Origin of the sequence: Undibacterium sp. TC4M20W, from assembly GCF_049340245.1 — a bacterium.
GTDB lineage: Bacteria > Pseudomonadota > Gammaproteobacteria > Burkholderiales > Burkholderiaceae_D > Undibacterium.
Genome location: NZ_JBMPPI010000004.1, coordinates 341,191 through 358,010 on the forward strand (window position 1 = coordinate 341,191; position 16,820 = coordinate 358,010).

Below are 16,820 nucleotides of genomic sequence, written 5' to 3' on the forward strand. Positions count from 1 at the left end.
AGAAATTCTCCGGTGAGAAACTGGTAAATAAATCATAAACAGGGGACGAGGCGCAGATAAATACCTCATTGTGCTGCAGAATAAACGACAAAAATGCATGCACAAAATGTAATTATCCAGATTTTAATGCCCAAAGCAGGGGAAAAGCCTGCAGTTTTTTGTCAATTTTGTTTTCTCTCCAGCCTTAAATATTTATTATTACCTATGATTTTGTGCTCAAAGTGCAAATTCAGCCAGCCCGCACATGCCATTCGGGCTTGAATTGTTGAAAAAAGCCAGCAAGTTGGCGTTTCGGATATCTTTTTCTTTAAAACCATATCCGGGTCATTTATAATTTAAGGTTGCTAGAAGCTGGGTTTTGCTTCATCAGTTTTTGATTATTGACAGATTGGGGTTGGTATGAGTATCGAAAAGCAGGTCGATTCCGGCCGTCGCGGTTTGCTCGTCGCCACTTGCGCGGCGGGCGGTGTGGCAGGCTTGGCAACGGCAGGTGCGCTGGTAAGCACTTTCCAGCCATCCGAGCGTGCCAAGGCTGCAGGTGCACCGGTGGAAGTGGACATCTCGTCCTTGAAGCCAGGCGAAATGCAAACCACTGAATGGCGTGGTAAGCCAGTATGGATTTTGAAGCGCACACCAGAAATGATGGCGAGTCTGGCCAAGACTGAAGACAAGGTGGCCGATCCAAAATCGGAAAAGCCTTACACCATGGACATGCCAGAGTACTGCGACAAGCAAAGCCGCTCACGCAAAGAACATAGCGACATCCTGATTGCAGTAGGTATTTGCTCGCACCTGGGTTGCTCCCCAAGCTCCAAATTCCAGGAAGGTGCTCAGCCATCTCTGCCAGATGACTGGAAAGGCGGCTTTTTGTGCCCATGCCACGGGTCGACCTTCGATCTGGCTGGCCGTGTATATAAAAACAAGCCAGCTCCGCAAAACCTGGATGTGCCTCGTCACATGTTTTTATCAGATACTAAAATCATCATCGGTAAAGATGAGAAAGGCGAGGCCTGATCATGGCATTTGTTGAGAAAAAACTTCCGGCAGATGCTCCTGTCGTGGACAAGGCCTTGAACTGGGTTGATTCCCGTTTCCCGCTGACCAAGCTGTGGAATGATCAATGGGGCAAGTATTACGCCCCAAAGAACTTCAACTTCTGGTACATCTTTGGTTCCCTGGCGATGCTGGTACTGGTTATCCAGATCGTTACCGGTATTTTCCTGGTCATGCATTACAAACCAGATGCGAATCTGGCGTTTGCTTCTGTTGAATACATCATGCGTGATGTGCCGTGGGGCTGGCTGGTGCGCTACATGCACTCGACCGGCGCTTCGGCATTCTTCATCGTGGTCTATCTGCACATGACCCGTGCCTTCCTGTACGGCTCTTACCGCAAGCCACGTGAGCTGATCTGGTTGTTCGGTTTTGCGATTTTCCTGTGCCTGATGGCCGAAGCCTTCTTCGGTTACCTGCTGCCATGGGGCCAGATGTCTTACTGGGGTGCTCAGGTTATTGTTAACCTGTTTGGTGCCATCCCTTTCATTGGTCCTGATCTGTCCTTGTGGATCCGTGGTGACTATGTGGTATCTGATGCGACTCTGAACCGCTTCTTCTCTTTCCACGTCATCGCCATTCCTCTGGTTTTGCTGGGTCTGGTGGTTGCTCACTTGATTGCCTTGCATGAAGTGGGTTCGAATAACCCTGACGGCATAGAAATCAAGGACAACATCGGTCCGGATGGTCACCCTGTTGATGGTGTGCCTTCTCACCCTTACTACACTTTCCACGATATCTTTGGTGTGACTGTGTTCCTGACAATTTTCAGTGCAGTTGTGTTCTTTGCGCCGGAAATGGGTGGTTACTTCTTGGAGTACAATAACTTTATCCCGGCTGATTCGCTGAAAACGCCATCACATATTGCCCCGACCTGGTATTTCACGCCTTTCTACTCGATTCTGCGTGCAACTACTTCCGAGTTCCTGTTCGTGGTGCAGGCTGGTGCTGCTGCTTATGTGGCCCTGATCTGGCTGACTACCAAGCTGCCACAGTTGCTGAAGATCGCGATTGCCGCAATTGCTCTGATCGCTATCGCAGGCATGATGCCAGGCGCACTCGATGCTAAATTCTGGGGTGTGGTATTGTTCGGCGGCTCTGTCGTGATCCTGGCTTTCCTGCCTTGGCTCGATGTTTCTCCGGTTAAATCCATACGTTACCGTCCTGACTGGCACAAATATGTGTATATCGTGTTTGGTATCGCCTTTGTTGCCCTGGGTTACCTCGGTGTTGAGCCACCCTCACCAGTTCGTGAGCGTGTCTCCCAGGTTTGCGCGATTATTTACTACGGCTTCTTCCTGCTGATGCCATGGTGGAGTGCTATGGGTACATTCAAGCCTGTGCCCAAGCGCGTAACATTTGCAGCGCACTGAGAAAAAGCGAGGAAGAATAAGCATGAAATTACTTAAAAAACTGATCGCTGTGCTGGCATTTGCTCCTGCAATGGTATTGGCGAATAGCGGCACGTTCCCACTGGACCACGCACCTGATCGTTCTACTGACTTGTCAGCATTGCAAAACGGTGCCAAGCTGTTCGTCAACTATTGCCTGAACTGCCACTCTGCATCCGCCATGCGTTACAACCGCTTGAAAGATATCGGTTTGACAGATGAGCAGATCAAGCAAAACCTGTTGTTCACTGGCGAAAAAGTCGGCGACCTGATGAAAACCACCTTGTCCGCCAAGGATGCCAAGGACTGGTTTGGTGCAGTGCCTCCTGATTTGTCCGTGATTGCCCGTGCCAAGGCATCTGGCGACGGCACAGGTGCAGACTGGATTTACACTTACCTGCGTACTTACTACAAGGATGAATCCCGTCCTACCGGCTGGAACAATATGGTGTTCCCTAACGTAGGCATGCCACATGTACTGTGGGAACTGCAAGGTACACGTACCGTCAAGATGGTAGAAGAAAGCGACCCGCATGATGAATCCAAAAAGGTTCACAAGTTCGCTGGCTTTGAAACGGTAACGCCTGGCACCTTGAACAAGATAGAGTATGACAATGCGGTTGGCGACCTCGTCGCTTATCTGCAATGGATGGGCGAACCTGCGCAAAGCACACGCAAGCGTCTGGGCGTCTGGGTCTTGTTGTTCCTCGCTACGCTGGCTACGCTGGCATGGCGTCTGAACGCATCGTACTGGAAAGAAGTAAAATAAATGTAAGGTTTCTGGCTTGTGCTGCTAGCGGCATGAGCCCGGAATTTTTTGAGATCGTCCGTTTTTCTCCGTCGTAAACGGACGTGTAATCCCTGGGGTGAGGTGCGCAAAACTGGCTCCTCGCCCTGATCGTTTCTAAGGAACTATAAAAATGATGGTTCTCTATTCGGGTACAACCTGCCCATTTTCTCAACGTTGCCGCCTGGTCCTGTTTGAAAAAGGCATGGATTTTGAAATCCGTGATGTTGATCTGTTTAACAAGCCTGAAGATATCTCGACCATGAATCCTTATGGTCAGGTACCTATCCTGGTTGAACGTGAATTGATATTGTATGAATCCAATATCATCAACGAATACATCGATGAGCGCTTCCCGCATCCGCAACTGATGCCGGCAGACCCGCTGCAACGCGCCCGCGCCCGTTTGATGTTGTTCAATTTTGAAAAAGAATTGTTCATCCACGTCCACACTCTGGAAAACGACAAGAACACCGCGTCGGCCAAAGTACAGGACAAGGCCCGCGCAGAAATCCGCGACCGCCTGACCCAGCTGGCACCTTTGTTCGTCAAGAACAAATACATGCTCGGTGATGAGTTCTCTATGCTCGACGTGGCCGTTGCCCCGTTGTTGTGGCGTCTTGATCACTACGGTATAGAATTGTCGAAGACAGCAGCACCTTTGATGAAATATGCAGAACGTATATTCTCCCGTCCTGCCTATATCGAAGCACTGACACCATCTGAAAAAGTCATGCGCAGATAAGCAAGGCAATTTCAGGATAAGATAACAAGGCTGATGCATATCAGCCTTGTTGTTTTTGGGCACTACGCCTATGCTTGAGTAAGTTTTACAGTATTCGCAAGTACCACCTAAAGTACATTTTCATCTATCGCAGCTATCGCATTTACCGTATACACATGCAAGAAATATCCACCAAACCTTATTTTATGCGTGCCATCTATGAATGGTGCACCGACAATGGCTTTACCCCCTATATGGCGGTCAAGGTCAACCATGCTGCGCGCGTGCCTATGGAATTCGTCAGGAATGGTGAGATTGTACTCAACATCAGTTTTGGCGCGACCAGTAGCCTGAAGATGGATAATGATGCAGTTGCCTTCAAAGCCCGCTTTGGCGGTGTCTCACGCGAAATCTATGTGCCGGTAGAAAATGTGCTGGCAGTGTATGCCAGCGAAAACGGCCAGGGCATGGCATTTGAAGTTGATCTCAGCGAAACGCCTGAAGAAGGCGAAGCAGTTGTCGCAGAAGTCGAAGAAATCAGCAAGCCTGTGCTGGGCCTGGCATCGGTAAAAAGTGCGCCTGCCTCAGTAGAAAAGCAGCTTTCTGAAGAAGAACCAAAAAAATCTGAAAAAAAATCAGAAAAGCCCTCGCTAAAAATAATAAAGTAGCCTATAATCTTGGTCTTCGGGAATGCAACGGCAACGAAGCAAAAACGAAAAAAGTTTCGCCGACTTAGCTCATTTGGTAGAGCAGTTGACTTGTAATCATCAGGTGGCCAGTTCGATTCCGGCAGTCGGCACCAAATTAAAAACCCATCGTTAGCAATAACGGTGGGTTTTTTCTTTCTACTCCCTTCCTGCTTTTCGGCAGATATCTTTTTCCAGGCCCTCAATCACTTTCTTCTGCTCGTGTGAAGCGGCACCGTCATTTATCTGGATAGATTTTTTAAAAATTTGGCAATAGCTGGAAACTCAGGTAATGCTGTTGATGGATAATCGTGCCTTATGCTGATACTTGCCTGTGTCCGGGATGTATTATCCCTGCATGGCGATTTGCCTGGAAGCACCGATTCATTATACGTGCAATAACAGTGGGATGATGACTGCGCGCCCGTCGTCATCAGTGCACACCTAACGATGTGATGCTTTCCCGGCTGCCGTTTGCTGGCCAGGCAGAAAATAAACAGAATTATTGAGAGAACTTGCATGAAACAATCACATTACATCTGCCATTTTTTTAGAAATTGCCTGGCTGCCATCCTGTTCCTGGCAGCACCATGCTCTTATGCAGATAATCAGCCTATTCCTACAGAATTGCTGCGCAAGTTTGTCAATATTTACGGCTTCATACATGCAGACTATGTGAATGAAGTTGATGACAAAAAATTGTTCGAGGCCTGCTATGGCAGTATGCTGAAAAGCCTGGATGGCCGCTCGGCTTATATTGATGCTGAGTTATTCAAGGAGCTGCAAACGAGGGAACATAGTGTTGATGCTTCGATAGGTATCAATCTCCATTCCAGGGCGGGCCTGCCCTATATCATTGGCATCTTTGACGATTCGCCAGCGAGCCGGGCTGGCCTTAAAATCAAGGACTATATCCTCGCGATAGACGATGAGAGTACAGAGGAAATGGATATATCTCAGGTGGGGAAAAAACTGCGTGGCCCACATGGCAGCACGGTACACCTGAAAGTAAGACGATATGGAGAAATTGAAGAGCGCTCACTGAGCTTGATACGCGAAAAGGCAGATACGCGTGGTGCCAAGTCAGCCCTGCTGGCAAAGGACATTGCCTATATTCGCATCAACGAGTTTTCCAGCAAGATAGTCGTCGATACAGTCGCAGCTTTTAAGGACCTGAGTGTCAGGAACAAGAGTGCACTTAAAGGACTGATACTGGATTTGCGCGACTCGCCTGGTGGCATTTTGCCCGCATCGGCAGAGATCGCGGCCTTGTTCTTGCAGAATGAAAAACTCATCTATTCTTCCAGGGGGCGCATGCCGGAAGCTAACTCAGAAGTTTATGCAAAACGCAGTGACTTCAAGAGCGACTATGAGGGCAGCTACAGCGGTGAATGGCCAGCAGCAATGGCGACGCTCCCTGTTGTGGTGCTGGTGAATGAAGGAACGGCATCTGGTGCAGAGATCGTTGCTGCTGCCTTGAAAGAACATCGTCGCGGCCTGCTGATAGGACGCAAGACCTTAGGTCTGGGTTCCATACAGACAATACGCAGAGTCAGTCCTGATACAGCGGCCAAGTTGACGACAGCATATTTCACGACACCTGAAGGTAACAGGATACAGGGAAATGGCGTCATGCCAGACCGGCTCATCGTTGGTGAAAATAATGAGGCGTGGATAAGTGCTGCCATGGCTGCCTTAAAAACAGGCAAGTGATCACTGAGATTGTAGGCAAGCTGCCCAGGCGCTGCGTATCAGACTGTTTGCAACATACATAGTCATTGAAAGGCTGAAGTAGAGACTTGCCGGCAGGCAGCTAAAATTTTCCTGAAAAACCATTAGTTTTCTGATATTCTCAATCAATAGATTGCTGAAATGCTATTTATCCCCGTCTGCATCAAGCCACAACGATTGGGAAAATCTGTATTCCGAATTGCAAGCATAGTTAGATTTACCGCAGTGAAACTTGCTGATGAATTTGTATTCATCCACACAGGCAACTGATGGGAGTCGGAAAATGATGCGTCTCAAATCGGTAGGTTTAATTGGTCTGTGCTTATTGCTGACAGGCGCGATGACTATGGTAGCCTGGCTTAGCCAGAACACTTATCTGGTCAAGGTGTTTTACAGCAGCACGGTCATGGTGTTCTATACGGCTTTTTGTTTTTTTCTGGCCGGGCTGGCATTCTTGTTGCCGGTTTATTTCCCCAAGCAGGCACCCCTGGCACGTAATGCTATCGGTGCCGTGATTGTTGTCATTGCCATCCTGATGTTGATAGAAAATCTCTTCAATGTCAGTCTCGGCATAGACCTCGATGGTATTCATCAATGGTATGGCGATGCCAATCCTCATCCCGGCCGCATGGCACCCAACACCGCAGTGGCTTTTCTGTTTGGTGGAGCGGGTCTGCTGCGCGGCAAAAATAATTTTTTTATCAAACCGCGTACCGCCGCAGGCGTGATGCTGACCATCAGTGTGCTGGGCATGGTCGGTTACATGCTGTTGCTGGATCTTGCCTATAGCTGGTATGGATTTCCCCGCATGGCTTTCATGACAGGGTTTTCCATGAGCATGTTTGCCGCTGCGCTGATGCTGGAGCGTACTGAGCAAGACGTGCTGGCCAAAGGTGAATCCAATCTCTATGTTTTCCTGGGCGTGGCTGTGACGGTGCTGGCTACCACCATGATCGTTTCTTATGGCAGCCTGCGTGCTCTGGATGCGCGCAATACCTGGGTCGAACACACTTATGAAGTCAAGATTCTGTCGGACGAGGTGGCTACTTACCTGACGCTTGCAGCGACCGCAAATGAGCGGCAAGAATTAAATAATCTAGTCAGCAATATACAATTCAGGCTCAATGAGCTGAAGAAACTGACCAAGGATAACCGGGCGCAGTATGCCAGATTGCAGGAGCTGGAAGCCAGGCTGGCACCAACCATAGACGCTGCCAGCAAGATATTGGCAACAGGCGCCAATGCCGCCCTGGCAAAAGGCCGCACGCCTTTGGAATTCCAGTCCCTGATACAGTTGATGCAGCAATTCAGGAGTGCTGAAAATCAATTGCTGCTACAAAGAAAACAGGAATCAGAGCAAAGTACCGCCAGTACTATCGTCATCATCATTCTCGGGAATATGACAGGCTTTGCGATGCTGCTGTATGCATTCTGGCTGTTGAAAAAACTCAATGTGCACAGGTCTGAGCTGGAGCTGGCTTTGCATCAGTCAAACCTGGATCTGGAATTGAAGGTGGAAGAAAGAACGCATGAGCTGGCCAGGCTTAATCAGGATTTGAGTGGGTTCAATGCCACCCTGGAGCAACGTGTCGCTGAGCGCACTGCCGATCTCGAAAGCTTCAGCTATTCGGTTTCTCACGATTTGCGCGCCCCCTTGCGGGCGATAGATGGCTTTGGCCGCATGCTGGAAGAAGATTACGCCGCTCAACTCGATAGCAGTGCACTGCGCTACCTGTCTGTCATACGCAAGAACAGCCAGCGCATGGGTATGCTGATTGATGATCTGCTGGCATTTTCACGTCTCGGACGACAAGACGTGCATAAGTTTGACCTGGACATGACGGCGCTGGTCAGGGAAGCCATTCATGAGTCTTTGCAACAGACAGAAAATGCGCCGGAAATAATACTCGACAAATTGCCTGCTGCCCTGGCTGACCGCGCCTTGTTGAAGCAAGCCTGGCTCAATCTGTTATCTAACGCCATCAAATACAGCAGCAAGGCTGAGAAGCCGGCAGTGCAAATCAGCGGTGTGATTGAAGGTGACGAGATAGTGTATGCCGTCAAGGACAATGGTGTGGGCTTTAACATGGAATACTACGACAAACTGTTTGGCGTGTTCCAGCGCCTGCATCACAGTAGCGAATTCAGTGGTACGGGTGTCGGTCTGGCGATAGTGCAAAGAGTCCTGAAGCGGCATGGTGGCCGTATCTGGGCCGAGTCGAGCTTGAACCAGGGGGCCACTTTCTTTTTTTCATTACCAATAGGAGCACAGAATGGATGATATCGATGCTGCAGAAATTTTATTGGTAGAAGACAGTGAAGACGACGCAGAAATGACCATGCGTGCTCTCAAAAAGCATAATTTTGGCAATAAGCTGACCTGGGTCAAAGATGGTGCCGAGGCATTGGAATTCCTTTTCTGTACCGGCGCTTATACCAGACGCAGGACTGGCAATCCCAAGCTGGTTTTGCTGGATGTCAAAATGCCCAAGATGGATGGGATAGAGGTATTGAAATACCTGAAGGCAGACAACAAGACCAAGTCTATCCCGGTGGTGATACTGACCTCGTCAGCAGAATGCAGTGATGTGACCGAGAGTTATAAACTCGGCGTCAATAGTTACCTCGTCAAGCCTGTTGATTTCGATGCCTTCATGAATGTTGTGGCCCAGGTCGGCCTGTACTGGACTGTCACCAACAAGGCACCATCCTGAGTGAAGGATGGTGCTGGGGCCCGGGGCTATTGAATGCTGGCTGAAGGCTGTGATGGCTGGCAGATGTGATGCGTGCCTTATCTGCTCGTCCGCGCTAAGCTCGCAGGCCTTATTTTTCTGCCGTCGTCAGCCCTATGCGTATCGCATAACGCACCAAACCGGGTACGTCATGGATGTCCAGGCGGTCCATCAACTGGGCCCTGTGGGTTTCCACCGTTTTACCGCTGAGATTGAGGCGGTAGGCAATTTCCTTGGTGTTGTCGCCCTCAGCAATGAGTTGCAGTATCTGCCTTTGCCTTGGTGTCAGGATTTCTATGTTGCTTCCTTTTTCAGCGACACGACGCATGTATTGCTCCAGTGCCTGTGGCGACAGGAATGAATCAAGATAGCGTTGTCCCTGCATGACCTGGCGTATGGCTTTTTCCAGCTCATGGCTTGCCGAGTCTTTCAGCAGATAGCCACTGGCACCGGCATTCAATGCCTGCATTACATATTCTTCGCTGCTGTACATCGACAGCATGAGCAGTCTGACCGCCGGGCAGCGGGCACGGAAATGGCGTACTGCCTCTATGCCATTCATGCCCTTCATGGCGATATCGAGGATAGCCAGATCCGGCTTATGGGTTTCTGCCTCCATCAGGGCTGCGGCTCCATCTGCCGCCTCGGCCACTACCTGTATGCCCGGCATGGTCCTGAGCAGTGAATGTATGCCACTGCGTACCAGCGCATGATCGTCCGCCAGCAAAACACGTATATTCATCATGTGAGCCCCCTGATGTGAGGTGTGAAGGGGAGCAATACATCGATGGTCACCCCTGCACCGGGTGATGAAATGAAGTCCATCGTGCCGCCCACCAGCAATGCGCGTTCTTCCATGTTCAGCAAACCAAAGCTATTACCCAGCACGGCGTTCTCGCGGGCCTGATCGACATCAAAGCCCTTGCCATCATCGCGTATGCGCAAAATCAGATTGCTTTCATTCTTGTCCAGCCTGACCCAGATATTACTTGCATGCGCATGCCGTAAGATATTGGTGATGGCCTCCTGCACAATTCGGAAGCAGGTATTTTCTATATCAGGATGCAGCTTGCTGATCTGGCCTTCGTATTCAAACCAGCCGCGCAGGCCATCACTGGAAGTCTTGCTTTCCACATACCAGCGCAATGCAGATACCAGGCCCAGGTTGTCCAGCTGGGGCGGGCGCAATTCCAGTGACAGCGTGCGTACCTGAGACAGGATGCTGGCAACCAGTTCCACACCTTCCTGCAGCCTGGTGTGCCGGACTTCGTCATCAGCTTTTTGCGCTGCCTGCAGCATGATCTTCAGGGCAGTCAGTGACTGCCCTACATCGTCATGCAGGCCGCGCGCCAGATGCTGGCGCTCCCTTTCCTGGACTTCGATGATGCTGCCGGATAGCAGTTGTAAGCGCTGGTTGGCAGCTTTCAGGTGTTCCTGATTGTGTACCTCAGCGGTCACGTCCATCGCCAGCCCGGCTACCATGGGCTGGCCCTCATCCATGCCTAGCGGGAAGCGGGTGATGTTCAGTATGCGTGCAGTCAGGCCTTCGTCAGCGATGGTTTCCTGCGTGCTGACGCTGGCACTGCTGGCCAGTACCTGCTCATCATGATGACGTGAGGTTTGTGCCGCGCCTATCGACATCAGGTCAAAATCATCGCAACCTATCATCTCTGCGGGTGCCATGCCAAAAAAACTGGCCTGGGCTGTATTCACATACACATAGCGCAAGTCCTTGTCCTTGATCCAGGCGGGAGTGGGGGCGTTATTCATGAAGGCATGAAAACGCACCTGCATTTCGCGCAAGGCAGTTTCGCTGGCCATTTTCTTGCGTCTCAGTGCCGAGTCACGTAACTCTCTTTCTATGGCCAAAGGCAGGCGCGTGATATTTTGCTTGAGGAAAAAATCATCCGCACCAGCGCGCATGACTTCCAGAGCCGTGTTCTCGCCTATGGTGCCTGAAGTGATGAAGAAGGGAATATGTAGCTTCAGGCTCTTGAGCAGCTCCAATGCTTTCAGACCGCTGAAAGCAGGCATGGAATAGTCGCAGATGACGATGTCCCACTTGGCCTGCTTCAAGGCGTCTTGCATGGCCCTGGCATTATCTACCCGCAGCCAGTCGGGTGCGAACCCGCCGCGTTTGAGTTCGCGAACGATCAGTTCGGCATCTTCGCTGACATCTTCTACCAGTAAAACACGTAGAGGTATGCTCATCAGGTGCTTGCCTTCCAGCATGATTTGAGAAGGAAAAATATTGTTTAATAGAGCGATTTTGCATGCAGATGACGGATAATGACGGTATCCGCGTATGTCTTGGAGAATTTGCTTTGTGTTAATTGCAAATAAGACAAATGCGATGCTTAAAAAAGCTTTATTGCTAATTAGATATTAGCAATAATTATAGAATTATTTGTAATTTTTTGTCAAAATAGATCCTTATTTGACGGTGAATGCAAAATTTACCGGCAAGCGGTATGTTTTTACCTGTTCATTTCAAGGATCTGGCGTTTTCAACTTCATACCAGGATATGTGTATTTTTTTCAACAAATATAAAATATTGCTAAATTCGATAACTAAATTGGCAATATTTGCCAGCATGCTTGCTATACTTGCACCAGCGCTGGCAGAAAATCGTACTGCCAGCCTGGCAGTATCTGCAGTGGTTGTGCCAACTTGCACTGTGAATGGTTCGGCAACTTCTTCCGCGAGACATGAAGTCGTGCCTGTAGAGCAGGCAGGTAATATCGGCGTCAATTGTTCGCAAGGCACAGCCTATGTGCTGAGTCTGGGAAATGGAGCCGATGCCACGCAAATGTCGGGCACCGTGAGTACGGCACTGGACTATGCTTTTTCCCAGAACCGTACACGTGGAAAGCAGTCGCTACCCGCCGTTGACAACCATGCCATAAGCTCTACCGGTGATGGCAATCTGCAAAATCTGCCTGTATATGGTCGTATCCCGGCTGGTCAGGTAGCTGCACCCCTTCATCAAAATGAGGTAGTGAGTATTACCCTGACCTATTGATGTAAAACCTCGCTATGGAGGAGACGTCATGTTTCCATATGCATGTGTTTTAATTTTAGGCCTAGGGTTTTTTGCAGGCAGCTTGTCTGCCCAGGCTTCCAACTTTGAGATAGCTCCCGTTGTGCTCGACCTGAGCATGAACCGCAGCGCCGGGGTGATACGCATCGTCAACAAGGACGATCATCCTGTTTCTCTCCAGGTGCGTGCTTATGAATGGACGCAACTGGACAATGATGACCAGCTCAACAGTAGCGAGGCCTTGCTCATCAGCCCCCCCATGTTTGTGATTGAGCCAGGTGCAGCACAAGTCATACGTGTGATATCGCGCAAACCTCTGGCCAGCAATGTCGAGCTCGCCTATCGCTTGCTGATAGATGAAATTCCTGACGCTGAACAGTCTGCAGTGAAATTCAAATTCCGCATCTCCATGCCGGTGTTCATACAGCCGGAAAAAATACAATCTCCCAAAATCAACTGGCGTGTCGAAGCTGGTGGCAAGCAAGCCATCGTAGTAGAAAATTTTGGCGGACAGCGTGCCAAGTTGCTCAACATCAGTCTGGGTTTGCCAGATGGAAAGCGGCTATCTCCCAAGGCTGCGGCGAATCCTTATGCATTGGCTGGTGCCAGGCGGCGCTACGAATTTGAAAACAATGCCGAGCTCAAGGCCGGGCAGCCCGTAAAAATTTATGCGACATCCGACGCCGGACCTGTCGAAGTGGAAACCACCGTCTTGCCATGAGATTGCCGGCCGGGAGTGCCATGCTGTTCTGTCTGACTGGAGCACTGCATGCGGCTCCGGCAGAGGAGATATTGTTACTGGAGGTCAGTGTGAATGGACGTCAAACGCAAAGTGTTATGCAATTTACCCGGCGCGCTGGCAAACTGTTTGCCAGCGTGGAGGAATTGCAGGCCGCTGGCATACGCTTGAACGCTGCGCCAAAACAACTGATAGACCTGGCCAGTTTTGCCGCAGATGTGCAACTGGACATGGGAGCGCAGACGATTAACATCAAGGTCCGGCCAGACCTGTTGAGCACCACGCAATTGCAGGCTGCGGTAGCAGAGGCTGATGCCCTGACACTGGCAGATAAACATCCTGGTGCCTTGCTCAATTACGATGTGCTGGCAACCCAGACTGGCAGCAGCAGGGGTGTCAGTGCTCTCACGGAGGCTCGCACTTTCTATGGCCCGCACGTACTTAGCAGCACTGGCCTGGCCTATGCCCATGAAGGCAAGGCCAGTTCCCGGCGGCTTGATACTACCTATACTTATTCCAGCCCGGGCAGCTTGCATCGCTACCGGGCCGGTGACTTCATCAGCAATGGCCTGAACTGGTCCAGACCGGTACGGATAGGTGGTTTGCAACTTTCTACCGATTTCAGTTTGCGGCCTGATCTGGTGACGTTCCCTACACCGGACTTGCGGGGGGAAGCCGTGGTCGCGTCGAATGTCGATCTTTTCCTCAATGGCATACGGCAGTTATCCGAGACCGTACCACCAGGCCCGTTTGAAATACGCCGACCACCCATTGCCACCGGTGCCGGCACCATGTCACTGGCAGTGACAGATGCACTGGGTCGCCAGACCTTCAGGAATATCTCTTTCTATGCCAGCGAAAAACTGTTGCGTGATGGTTTGCTGTCGTATTCTGCTGAAGCGGGTTCCTTGCGCAAGAACTATGGTGTTCAGAGCAGTGATTATGGCAGCCTCGTGGCTTCAGGTTCAGTACGGTATGGCTGGTCACCGACGCTCACACTGGAAGGGCATGCAGAGGCGACGGCTGGCCTGCTGCAGGCAGGGTTGGGTCTGGCAACCACGGTGCGCGACTGGGGTGTACTCAGCGCCGCAGCCAGTCGCAGCAGCAATGCAGGCCAGCAGGGCATGCAATACCTGCTCGGTTTTGAAAGACGGGCTGCCGATGCCAGTTTTTCGGTATCGAAGATGCAGGCCGACCGCTTTTACCGTGACATTGGTGCCATGTATGGATCACCCGTACCACGCTCCTTGCTGACAGCCAGTGTGGGTTTGTATTCCCAGCAATATGGTTCGCTGAACCTGGCTTACACATCAGCGAAAACCACATTGCCCGGTACAGAAAGCATGCCCGAGATCAGGCAGCTGGATGCCGACATATTGTCCTTCTCGTATTTCAAATCTATCTTCAATCGTGCCAATTTTTTTCTGACCGGTTTCAAGAACCGCACCGACCAGAGTTATGGCCTGACTGTGGGTCTGCTGATGGCTCTGGGCACCAAAGACAGTATCAGCACCAGCTACACCACGGGCGGAGGTTTGCGTAATTTTTCTGTGCAGGCTTCCCGTCCGGCGATACAGGTGGGTGACATAGGCTGGCAGTTGCAAGACAATGAAGGTGATTATACCCAGCGACTGGCAGAGTTCAGTTACCGGGCAAATGCTGCCCGTGTCAGCCTTGCAGTTTCGCAATCTGGCAATCTGTCGAGCGAGCGCGCCAATCTGCGTGGTGCGCTGGTGTGGGCAGACAGTTCATTGTTTTTGTCCAACTGGATTGATGACAGCTTTGCCGTGGTGAATGCCAGCGGCATCAGCAATGTTGCCGTGTTTGCCGAAAACCGCATGGTAGGCCGCACAGATGCGCGCGGCAAGTTGCTGATACCTGATCTGCGTTCTTACGAAGCCAATAAAATTTCTCTTGATCTGCGCGATTTGCCTATGGATGTGCAAATCGGCGTCTCCGAATATACCGTCAAGCCACAAAACCGCAACGGTGTCATCGTCCATTTCAAGCTTGCCAGAGCGCTGGGTGTGCGCATCATTCTGCAAGACAGCGAAGGTAAATTTCTCCCCGTAGGTAGCTCTGTACAAGTTAAAAAAGGGGGCAACAAGGCGATCGTCGGCTATGACGGCGAAACCTATTTCCCTGAATTGCAAGTCGAAGGCACATTGGAAATCATCACTACCAACGGTGCGACATGCCGGCTTGGTGCGGACAGCGTCCCCAAAAAAGAAACCATCCCTGTCGTGGGCCCACTTACCTGTAAATGACCATGCGCTATTTTTTCAAAACACTTTTTATTCTGCTGCTGAGCGTCAGTCTCCAGACGCAAGCGCAGACTTGTACGGTCTCCACGCTGCCAGTGACTTTCAGCACCTATGACCCATTGTCGAACACGCCTTCTGACATCACCGGGACGCTGACGGTGACCTGTAATGCTCTGGTGTCATTACTGGTCAGTTATAACGTCAAGCTCAATGGCGGCCTGACGGGCAGTGTCGCATCGCGGATCATGACCAGTGGCGTTTCACAGATGACGTATCAGCTTTACAGTGATTCCGGGCGCACCACTATCATGGGCGATGGTACTGCAGGTTCGACCATCATCAATGATGGTTACCTGCTCAGTGTAGTGGCGCCCGTGATACGTAATTATTCTATTTATGGGCGTATCGCTGCGAAGCAAAACGTTAAGGCTGGAGCGTATCTGGATACGGTCACGATTTTGCTGACATATTGACTAAGTAGGGAAAAAAATATGAGTGAAATATGAGTGAGGTGTGGGCTGAGCTGTGGATGAAAGTGGTGTTGAAAAGGACAATTAATTGTATTCCCTGCATCAGGAAAACCCTGAGCCACAATAGGCGAAACTCAGGCTTATCCTGATACCGCAAAGAGCTGGTTGGACATAAAGTTTCATCAAAGCACTGTTATTCAGAAATATGAAAACTGCGCTTTCAACAGTGTCCGATAATCCAGCCTGAGGAAATCATCATGTCCGCCGTAACCCGTAATCGCCTGATCCGCCCCATCCACCTGTTTTTGCCCGCAGTCAGTCTGTGCATTTCTGCCAGCAGCCTGGCAGCTACCTCGAATAGCAATCTGTCAGTGTCATCTACCGTTTTATCGGCGTGTTCTGTGACGGGATCGTCGCTGGCTTTTGGCAGTTATACCAATACCCAGATTGATAATAGTGCTGCCGTCAGCATTACTTGCACCAATGGTACGGCGTATAACGTTGGACTTGATGCTGGCGGTGGCTCAGGTGCCAGCACCGCCGTCCGCAAGATGACTGGCTCGATCAGCGGCACCCTGAGCTATTCTCTTTATAAGGATTCTGGCCGGAGTACCGTATGGGGCAATACTGTAGGTTCCGATACGGCGATTGGTACAGGTACAGGCTCTGCTCAATCGATTTCCGTGTATGGCAGGGTGCCAGGCGGGCAGAATGCCGATGTTGGCATTTATAGCGATACCGTTACTGTCACCCTGACTTACTGATTTGACTTGTTTAATGATTAACTGCCGTTGCACTGGGGTGATTATCTTTTCAGGTGCGCACAGACAATGAAGTCTGGCGATATGTTGATCTTGCCGATGTTCGGCGATGTTTGACCTTGCTTGTTTTTGTTTATTCTTGTTTGATTATTTTTTAGTAATATGTCAATTTTCCGGGGCGGGCTGACCAGGGACATGGTCAGCCACATCCATGTCCGGTTACATTTATCGGCGCTGTCTTGCGATTGATATGCGACCAGGCACTACCCGGGCTGGTATTGCCGCAGGGCTGTCAGCATTTCTATCAACTTGTTTTGTTGTTTTATTCTCTGTCGATTTTTACCTGTATCAGGAAAACCCTGAGTTGCATAAGCCAAAACTCAGGTTTACCCCGATATCACAGAAGGCTGGCCTGGCATAAAGTTCTATCACAGCGCAGTT

Annotated in this window: 16 protein-coding genes and 1 tRNA gene; 15 read left to right on the plus strand and 2 right to left on the minus strand. The window is 50.5% G+C overall.

The window, feature by feature from the left end; translation table 11 throughout:
* The first annotated feature begins 399 nt into the window (after positions 1-399).
* The 9 genes from petA to ACO0LL_RS07930 all read left to right on the plus strand — a co-directional run bounded on the left by petA (position 400) and on the right by ACO0LL_RS07930 (position 9,086).
* Positions 400-1,014 carry a ubiquinol-cytochrome c reductase iron-sulfur subunit gene (gene petA, locus ACO0LL_RS07890; protein ID WP_422950328.1) on the plus strand — a complete coding sequence of 205 codons (615 nt, stop codon included), beginning with the start codon at positions 400-402 and terminating at the stop codon, positions 1,012-1,014.
* Positions 1,014-2,426 carry a cytochrome b gene (locus tag ACO0LL_RS07895; RefSeq protein ID WP_422950362.1) on the plus strand — a complete coding sequence of 471 codons (1,413 nt, stop codon included), beginning with the start codon at positions 1,014-1,016 and terminating at the stop codon, positions 2,424-2,426. Before petA ends, ACO0LL_RS07895 begins: the two co-directional genes overlap by 1 nt.
* Positions 2,427-2,448: 22 nt before the next feature.
* Entirely contained in the window at positions 2,449-3,213 is a 765-nt protein-coding gene (locus ACO0LL_RS07900; protein ID WP_422950329.1) for a cytochrome c1, read from the plus strand.
* A 151-nt stretch (positions 3,214-3,364) separates the two neighbouring features.
* Positions 3,365-3,976 carry a glutathione S-transferase N-terminal domain-containing protein gene (locus tag ACO0LL_RS07905; RefSeq protein ID WP_110256517.1) on the plus strand — a complete coding sequence of 204 codons (612 nt, stop codon included), beginning with the start codon at positions 3,365-3,367 and terminating at the stop codon, positions 3,974-3,976.
* 155 nt (positions 3,977-4,131) lie between these two features.
* A complete protein-coding gene (locus tag ACO0LL_RS07910; RefSeq protein WP_422950330.1) occupies positions 4,132-4,623 on the plus strand; it encodes a ClpXP protease specificity-enhancing factor in 492 nt (163 codons plus the stop codon).
* Positions 4,624-4,681: 58 nt separating this feature from the next.
* Positions 4,682-4,757, plus strand: a tRNA-Thr gene (locus tag ACO0LL_RS07915).
* Between the two features lie 403 nt (positions 4,758-5,160).
* A complete protein-coding gene (locus ACO0LL_RS07920) occupies positions 5,161-6,354 on the plus strand; it encodes a S41 family peptidase (RefSeq protein ID WP_422950331.1) in 1,194 nt (397 codons plus the stop codon).
* A gap of 301 nt (positions 6,355-6,655) precedes the next feature.
* On the plus strand, positions 6,656-8,653 hold the full coding sequence (locus tag ACO0LL_RS07925) for a sensor histidine kinase (protein WP_422950332.1): 1,998 nt from the start codon (positions 6,656-6,658) through the stop codon (positions 8,651-8,653).
* On the plus strand, positions 8,646-9,086 hold the full coding sequence (locus tag ACO0LL_RS07930) for a response regulator (protein WP_422950333.1): 441 nt from the start codon (positions 8,646-8,648) through the stop codon (positions 9,084-9,086). Before ACO0LL_RS07925 ends, ACO0LL_RS07930 begins: the two co-directional genes overlap by 8 nt.
* Positions 9,087-9,195: 109 nt before the next feature.
* Here ACO0LL_RS07930 and ACO0LL_RS07935 read toward each other — a convergent pair whose 3' ends face one another.
* Together ACO0LL_RS07935 and ACO0LL_RS07940 are read right to left on the minus strand one after the other, a co-directional pair.
* Positions 9,196-9,846, minus strand: coding sequence for a response regulator (locus ACO0LL_RS07935; RefSeq protein ID WP_422950363.1), 651 nt, complete (start codon positions 9,844-9,846; stop codon positions 9,196-9,198).
* Positions 9,846-11,315, minus strand: coding sequence for a histidine kinase (locus ACO0LL_RS07940; protein WP_422950334.1), 1,470 nt, complete (start codon positions 11,313-11,315; stop codon positions 9,846-9,848). Before ACO0LL_RS07940 ends, ACO0LL_RS07935 begins: the two co-directional genes overlap by 1 nt.
* A gap of 383 nt (positions 11,316-11,698) precedes the next feature.
* Here ACO0LL_RS07940 and ACO0LL_RS07945 point away from each other — a divergent pair, with 383 nt between their 5' ends.
* The 6 genes from ACO0LL_RS07945 (at position 11,699) to ACO0LL_RS07970 (ending at position 16,800) form a co-directional block, all read left to right on the plus strand.
* Positions 11,699-12,127 (plus strand): Csu type fimbrial protein, encoded by a 429-nt coding sequence (locus ACO0LL_RS07945; protein ID WP_422950335.1) that lies wholly within the window; start codon positions 11,699-11,701, stop codon positions 12,125-12,127.
* A 28-nt stretch (positions 12,128-12,155) separates the two neighbouring features.
* Positions 12,156-12,866, plus strand: coding sequence for a fimbrial biogenesis chaperone (locus ACO0LL_RS07950; RefSeq protein WP_422950336.1), 711 nt, complete (start codon positions 12,156-12,158; stop codon positions 12,864-12,866).
* The gene (locus tag ACO0LL_RS07955; protein ID WP_422950337.1) at positions 12,863-15,151 is read left to right on the plus strand and encodes a fimbria/pilus outer membrane usher protein; all 2,289 of its coding nucleotides are present in this window, start codon (positions 12,863-12,865) and stop codon (positions 15,149-15,151) included. The genes ACO0LL_RS07950 and ACO0LL_RS07955 overlap by 4 nt, the downstream gene beginning before the upstream one ends.
* Before the next feature lie 2 nt (positions 15,152-15,153).
* Positions 15,154-15,621 (plus strand): Csu type fimbrial protein, encoded by a 468-nt coding sequence (locus ACO0LL_RS07960; RefSeq protein WP_422950338.1) that lies wholly within the window; start codon positions 15,154-15,156, stop codon positions 15,619-15,621.
* A gap of 254 nt (positions 15,622-15,875) precedes the next feature.
* Entirely contained in the window at positions 15,876-16,382 is a 507-nt protein-coding gene (locus ACO0LL_RS07965) for a Csu type fimbrial protein (RefSeq protein WP_422950339.1), read from the plus strand.
* 208 nt (positions 16,383-16,590) lie between these two features.
* Positions 16,591-16,800, plus strand: a complete 210-nt coding sequence (locus ACO0LL_RS07970; protein WP_422950340.1) for a hypothetical protein — start codon at positions 16,591-16,593, stop codon at positions 16,798-16,800.
* Positions 16,801-16,820: the final 20 nt, after the last annotated feature.

Excerpts from the sequence above, each read along its gene's own strand:
- petA (WP_422950328.1), top strand. The coding sequence starts at position 400 with ATGAGTATCGAAAAGCAGGTCGATTCCGGCCGTCGCGGTTTGCTCGTC.
- ACO0LL_RS07900 (WP_422950329.1), top strand. The coding sequence starts at position 2,449 with ATGAAATTACTTAAAAAACTGATCGCTGTGCTGGCATTTGCTCCTGCA.
- ACO0LL_RS07905 (WP_110256517.1), top strand. The coding sequence starts at position 3,365 with ATGATGGTTCTCTATTCGGGTACAACCTGCCCATTTTCTCAACGTTGC.
- ACO0LL_RS07910 (WP_422950330.1), top strand. The coding sequence starts at position 4,132 with ATGCAAGAAATATCCACCAAACCTTATTTTATGCGTGCCATCTATGAA.
- ACO0LL_RS07920 (WP_422950331.1), top strand. The coding sequence starts at position 5,161 with ATGAAACAATCACATTACATCTGCCATTTTTTTAGAAATTGCCTGGCT.
- ACO0LL_RS07925 (WP_422950332.1), top strand. The coding sequence starts at position 6,656 with ATGATGCGTCTCAAATCGGTAGGTTTAATTGGTCTGTGCTTATTGCTG.
- ACO0LL_RS07930 (WP_422950333.1), top strand. The coding sequence starts at position 8,646 with ATGGATGATATCGATGCTGCAGAAATTTTATTGGTAGAAGACAGTGAA.
- ACO0LL_RS07935 (WP_422950363.1), bottom strand. The coding sequence starts at position 9,846 with ATGAATATACGTGTTTTGCTGGCGGACGATCATGCGCTGGTACGCAGT.
- ACO0LL_RS07940 (WP_422950334.1), bottom strand. The coding sequence starts at position 11,315 with ATGAGCATACCTCTACGTGTTTTACTGGTAGAAGATGTCAGCGAAGAT.
- ACO0LL_RS07945 (WP_422950335.1), top strand. The coding sequence starts at position 11,699 with ATGCTTGCTATACTTGCACCAGCGCTGGCAGAAAATCGTACTGCCAGC.
- ACO0LL_RS07950 (WP_422950336.1), top strand. The coding sequence starts at position 12,156 with ATGTTTCCATATGCATGTGTTTTAATTTTAGGCCTAGGGTTTTTTGCA.
- ACO0LL_RS07955 (WP_422950337.1), top strand. The coding sequence starts at position 12,863 with ATGAGATTGCCGGCCGGGAGTGCCATGCTGTTCTGTCTGACTGGAGCA.
- ACO0LL_RS07960 (WP_422950338.1), top strand. The coding sequence starts at position 15,154 with ATGCGCTATTTTTTCAAAACACTTTTTATTCTGCTGCTGAGCGTCAGT.
- ACO0LL_RS07965 (WP_422950339.1), top strand. The coding sequence starts at position 15,876 with ATGTCCGCCGTAACCCGTAATCGCCTGATCCGCCCCATCCACCTGTTT.
- ACO0LL_RS07970 (WP_422950340.1), top strand. The coding sequence starts at position 16,591 with ATGTCCGGTTACATTTATCGGCGCTGTCTTGCGATTGATATGCGACCA.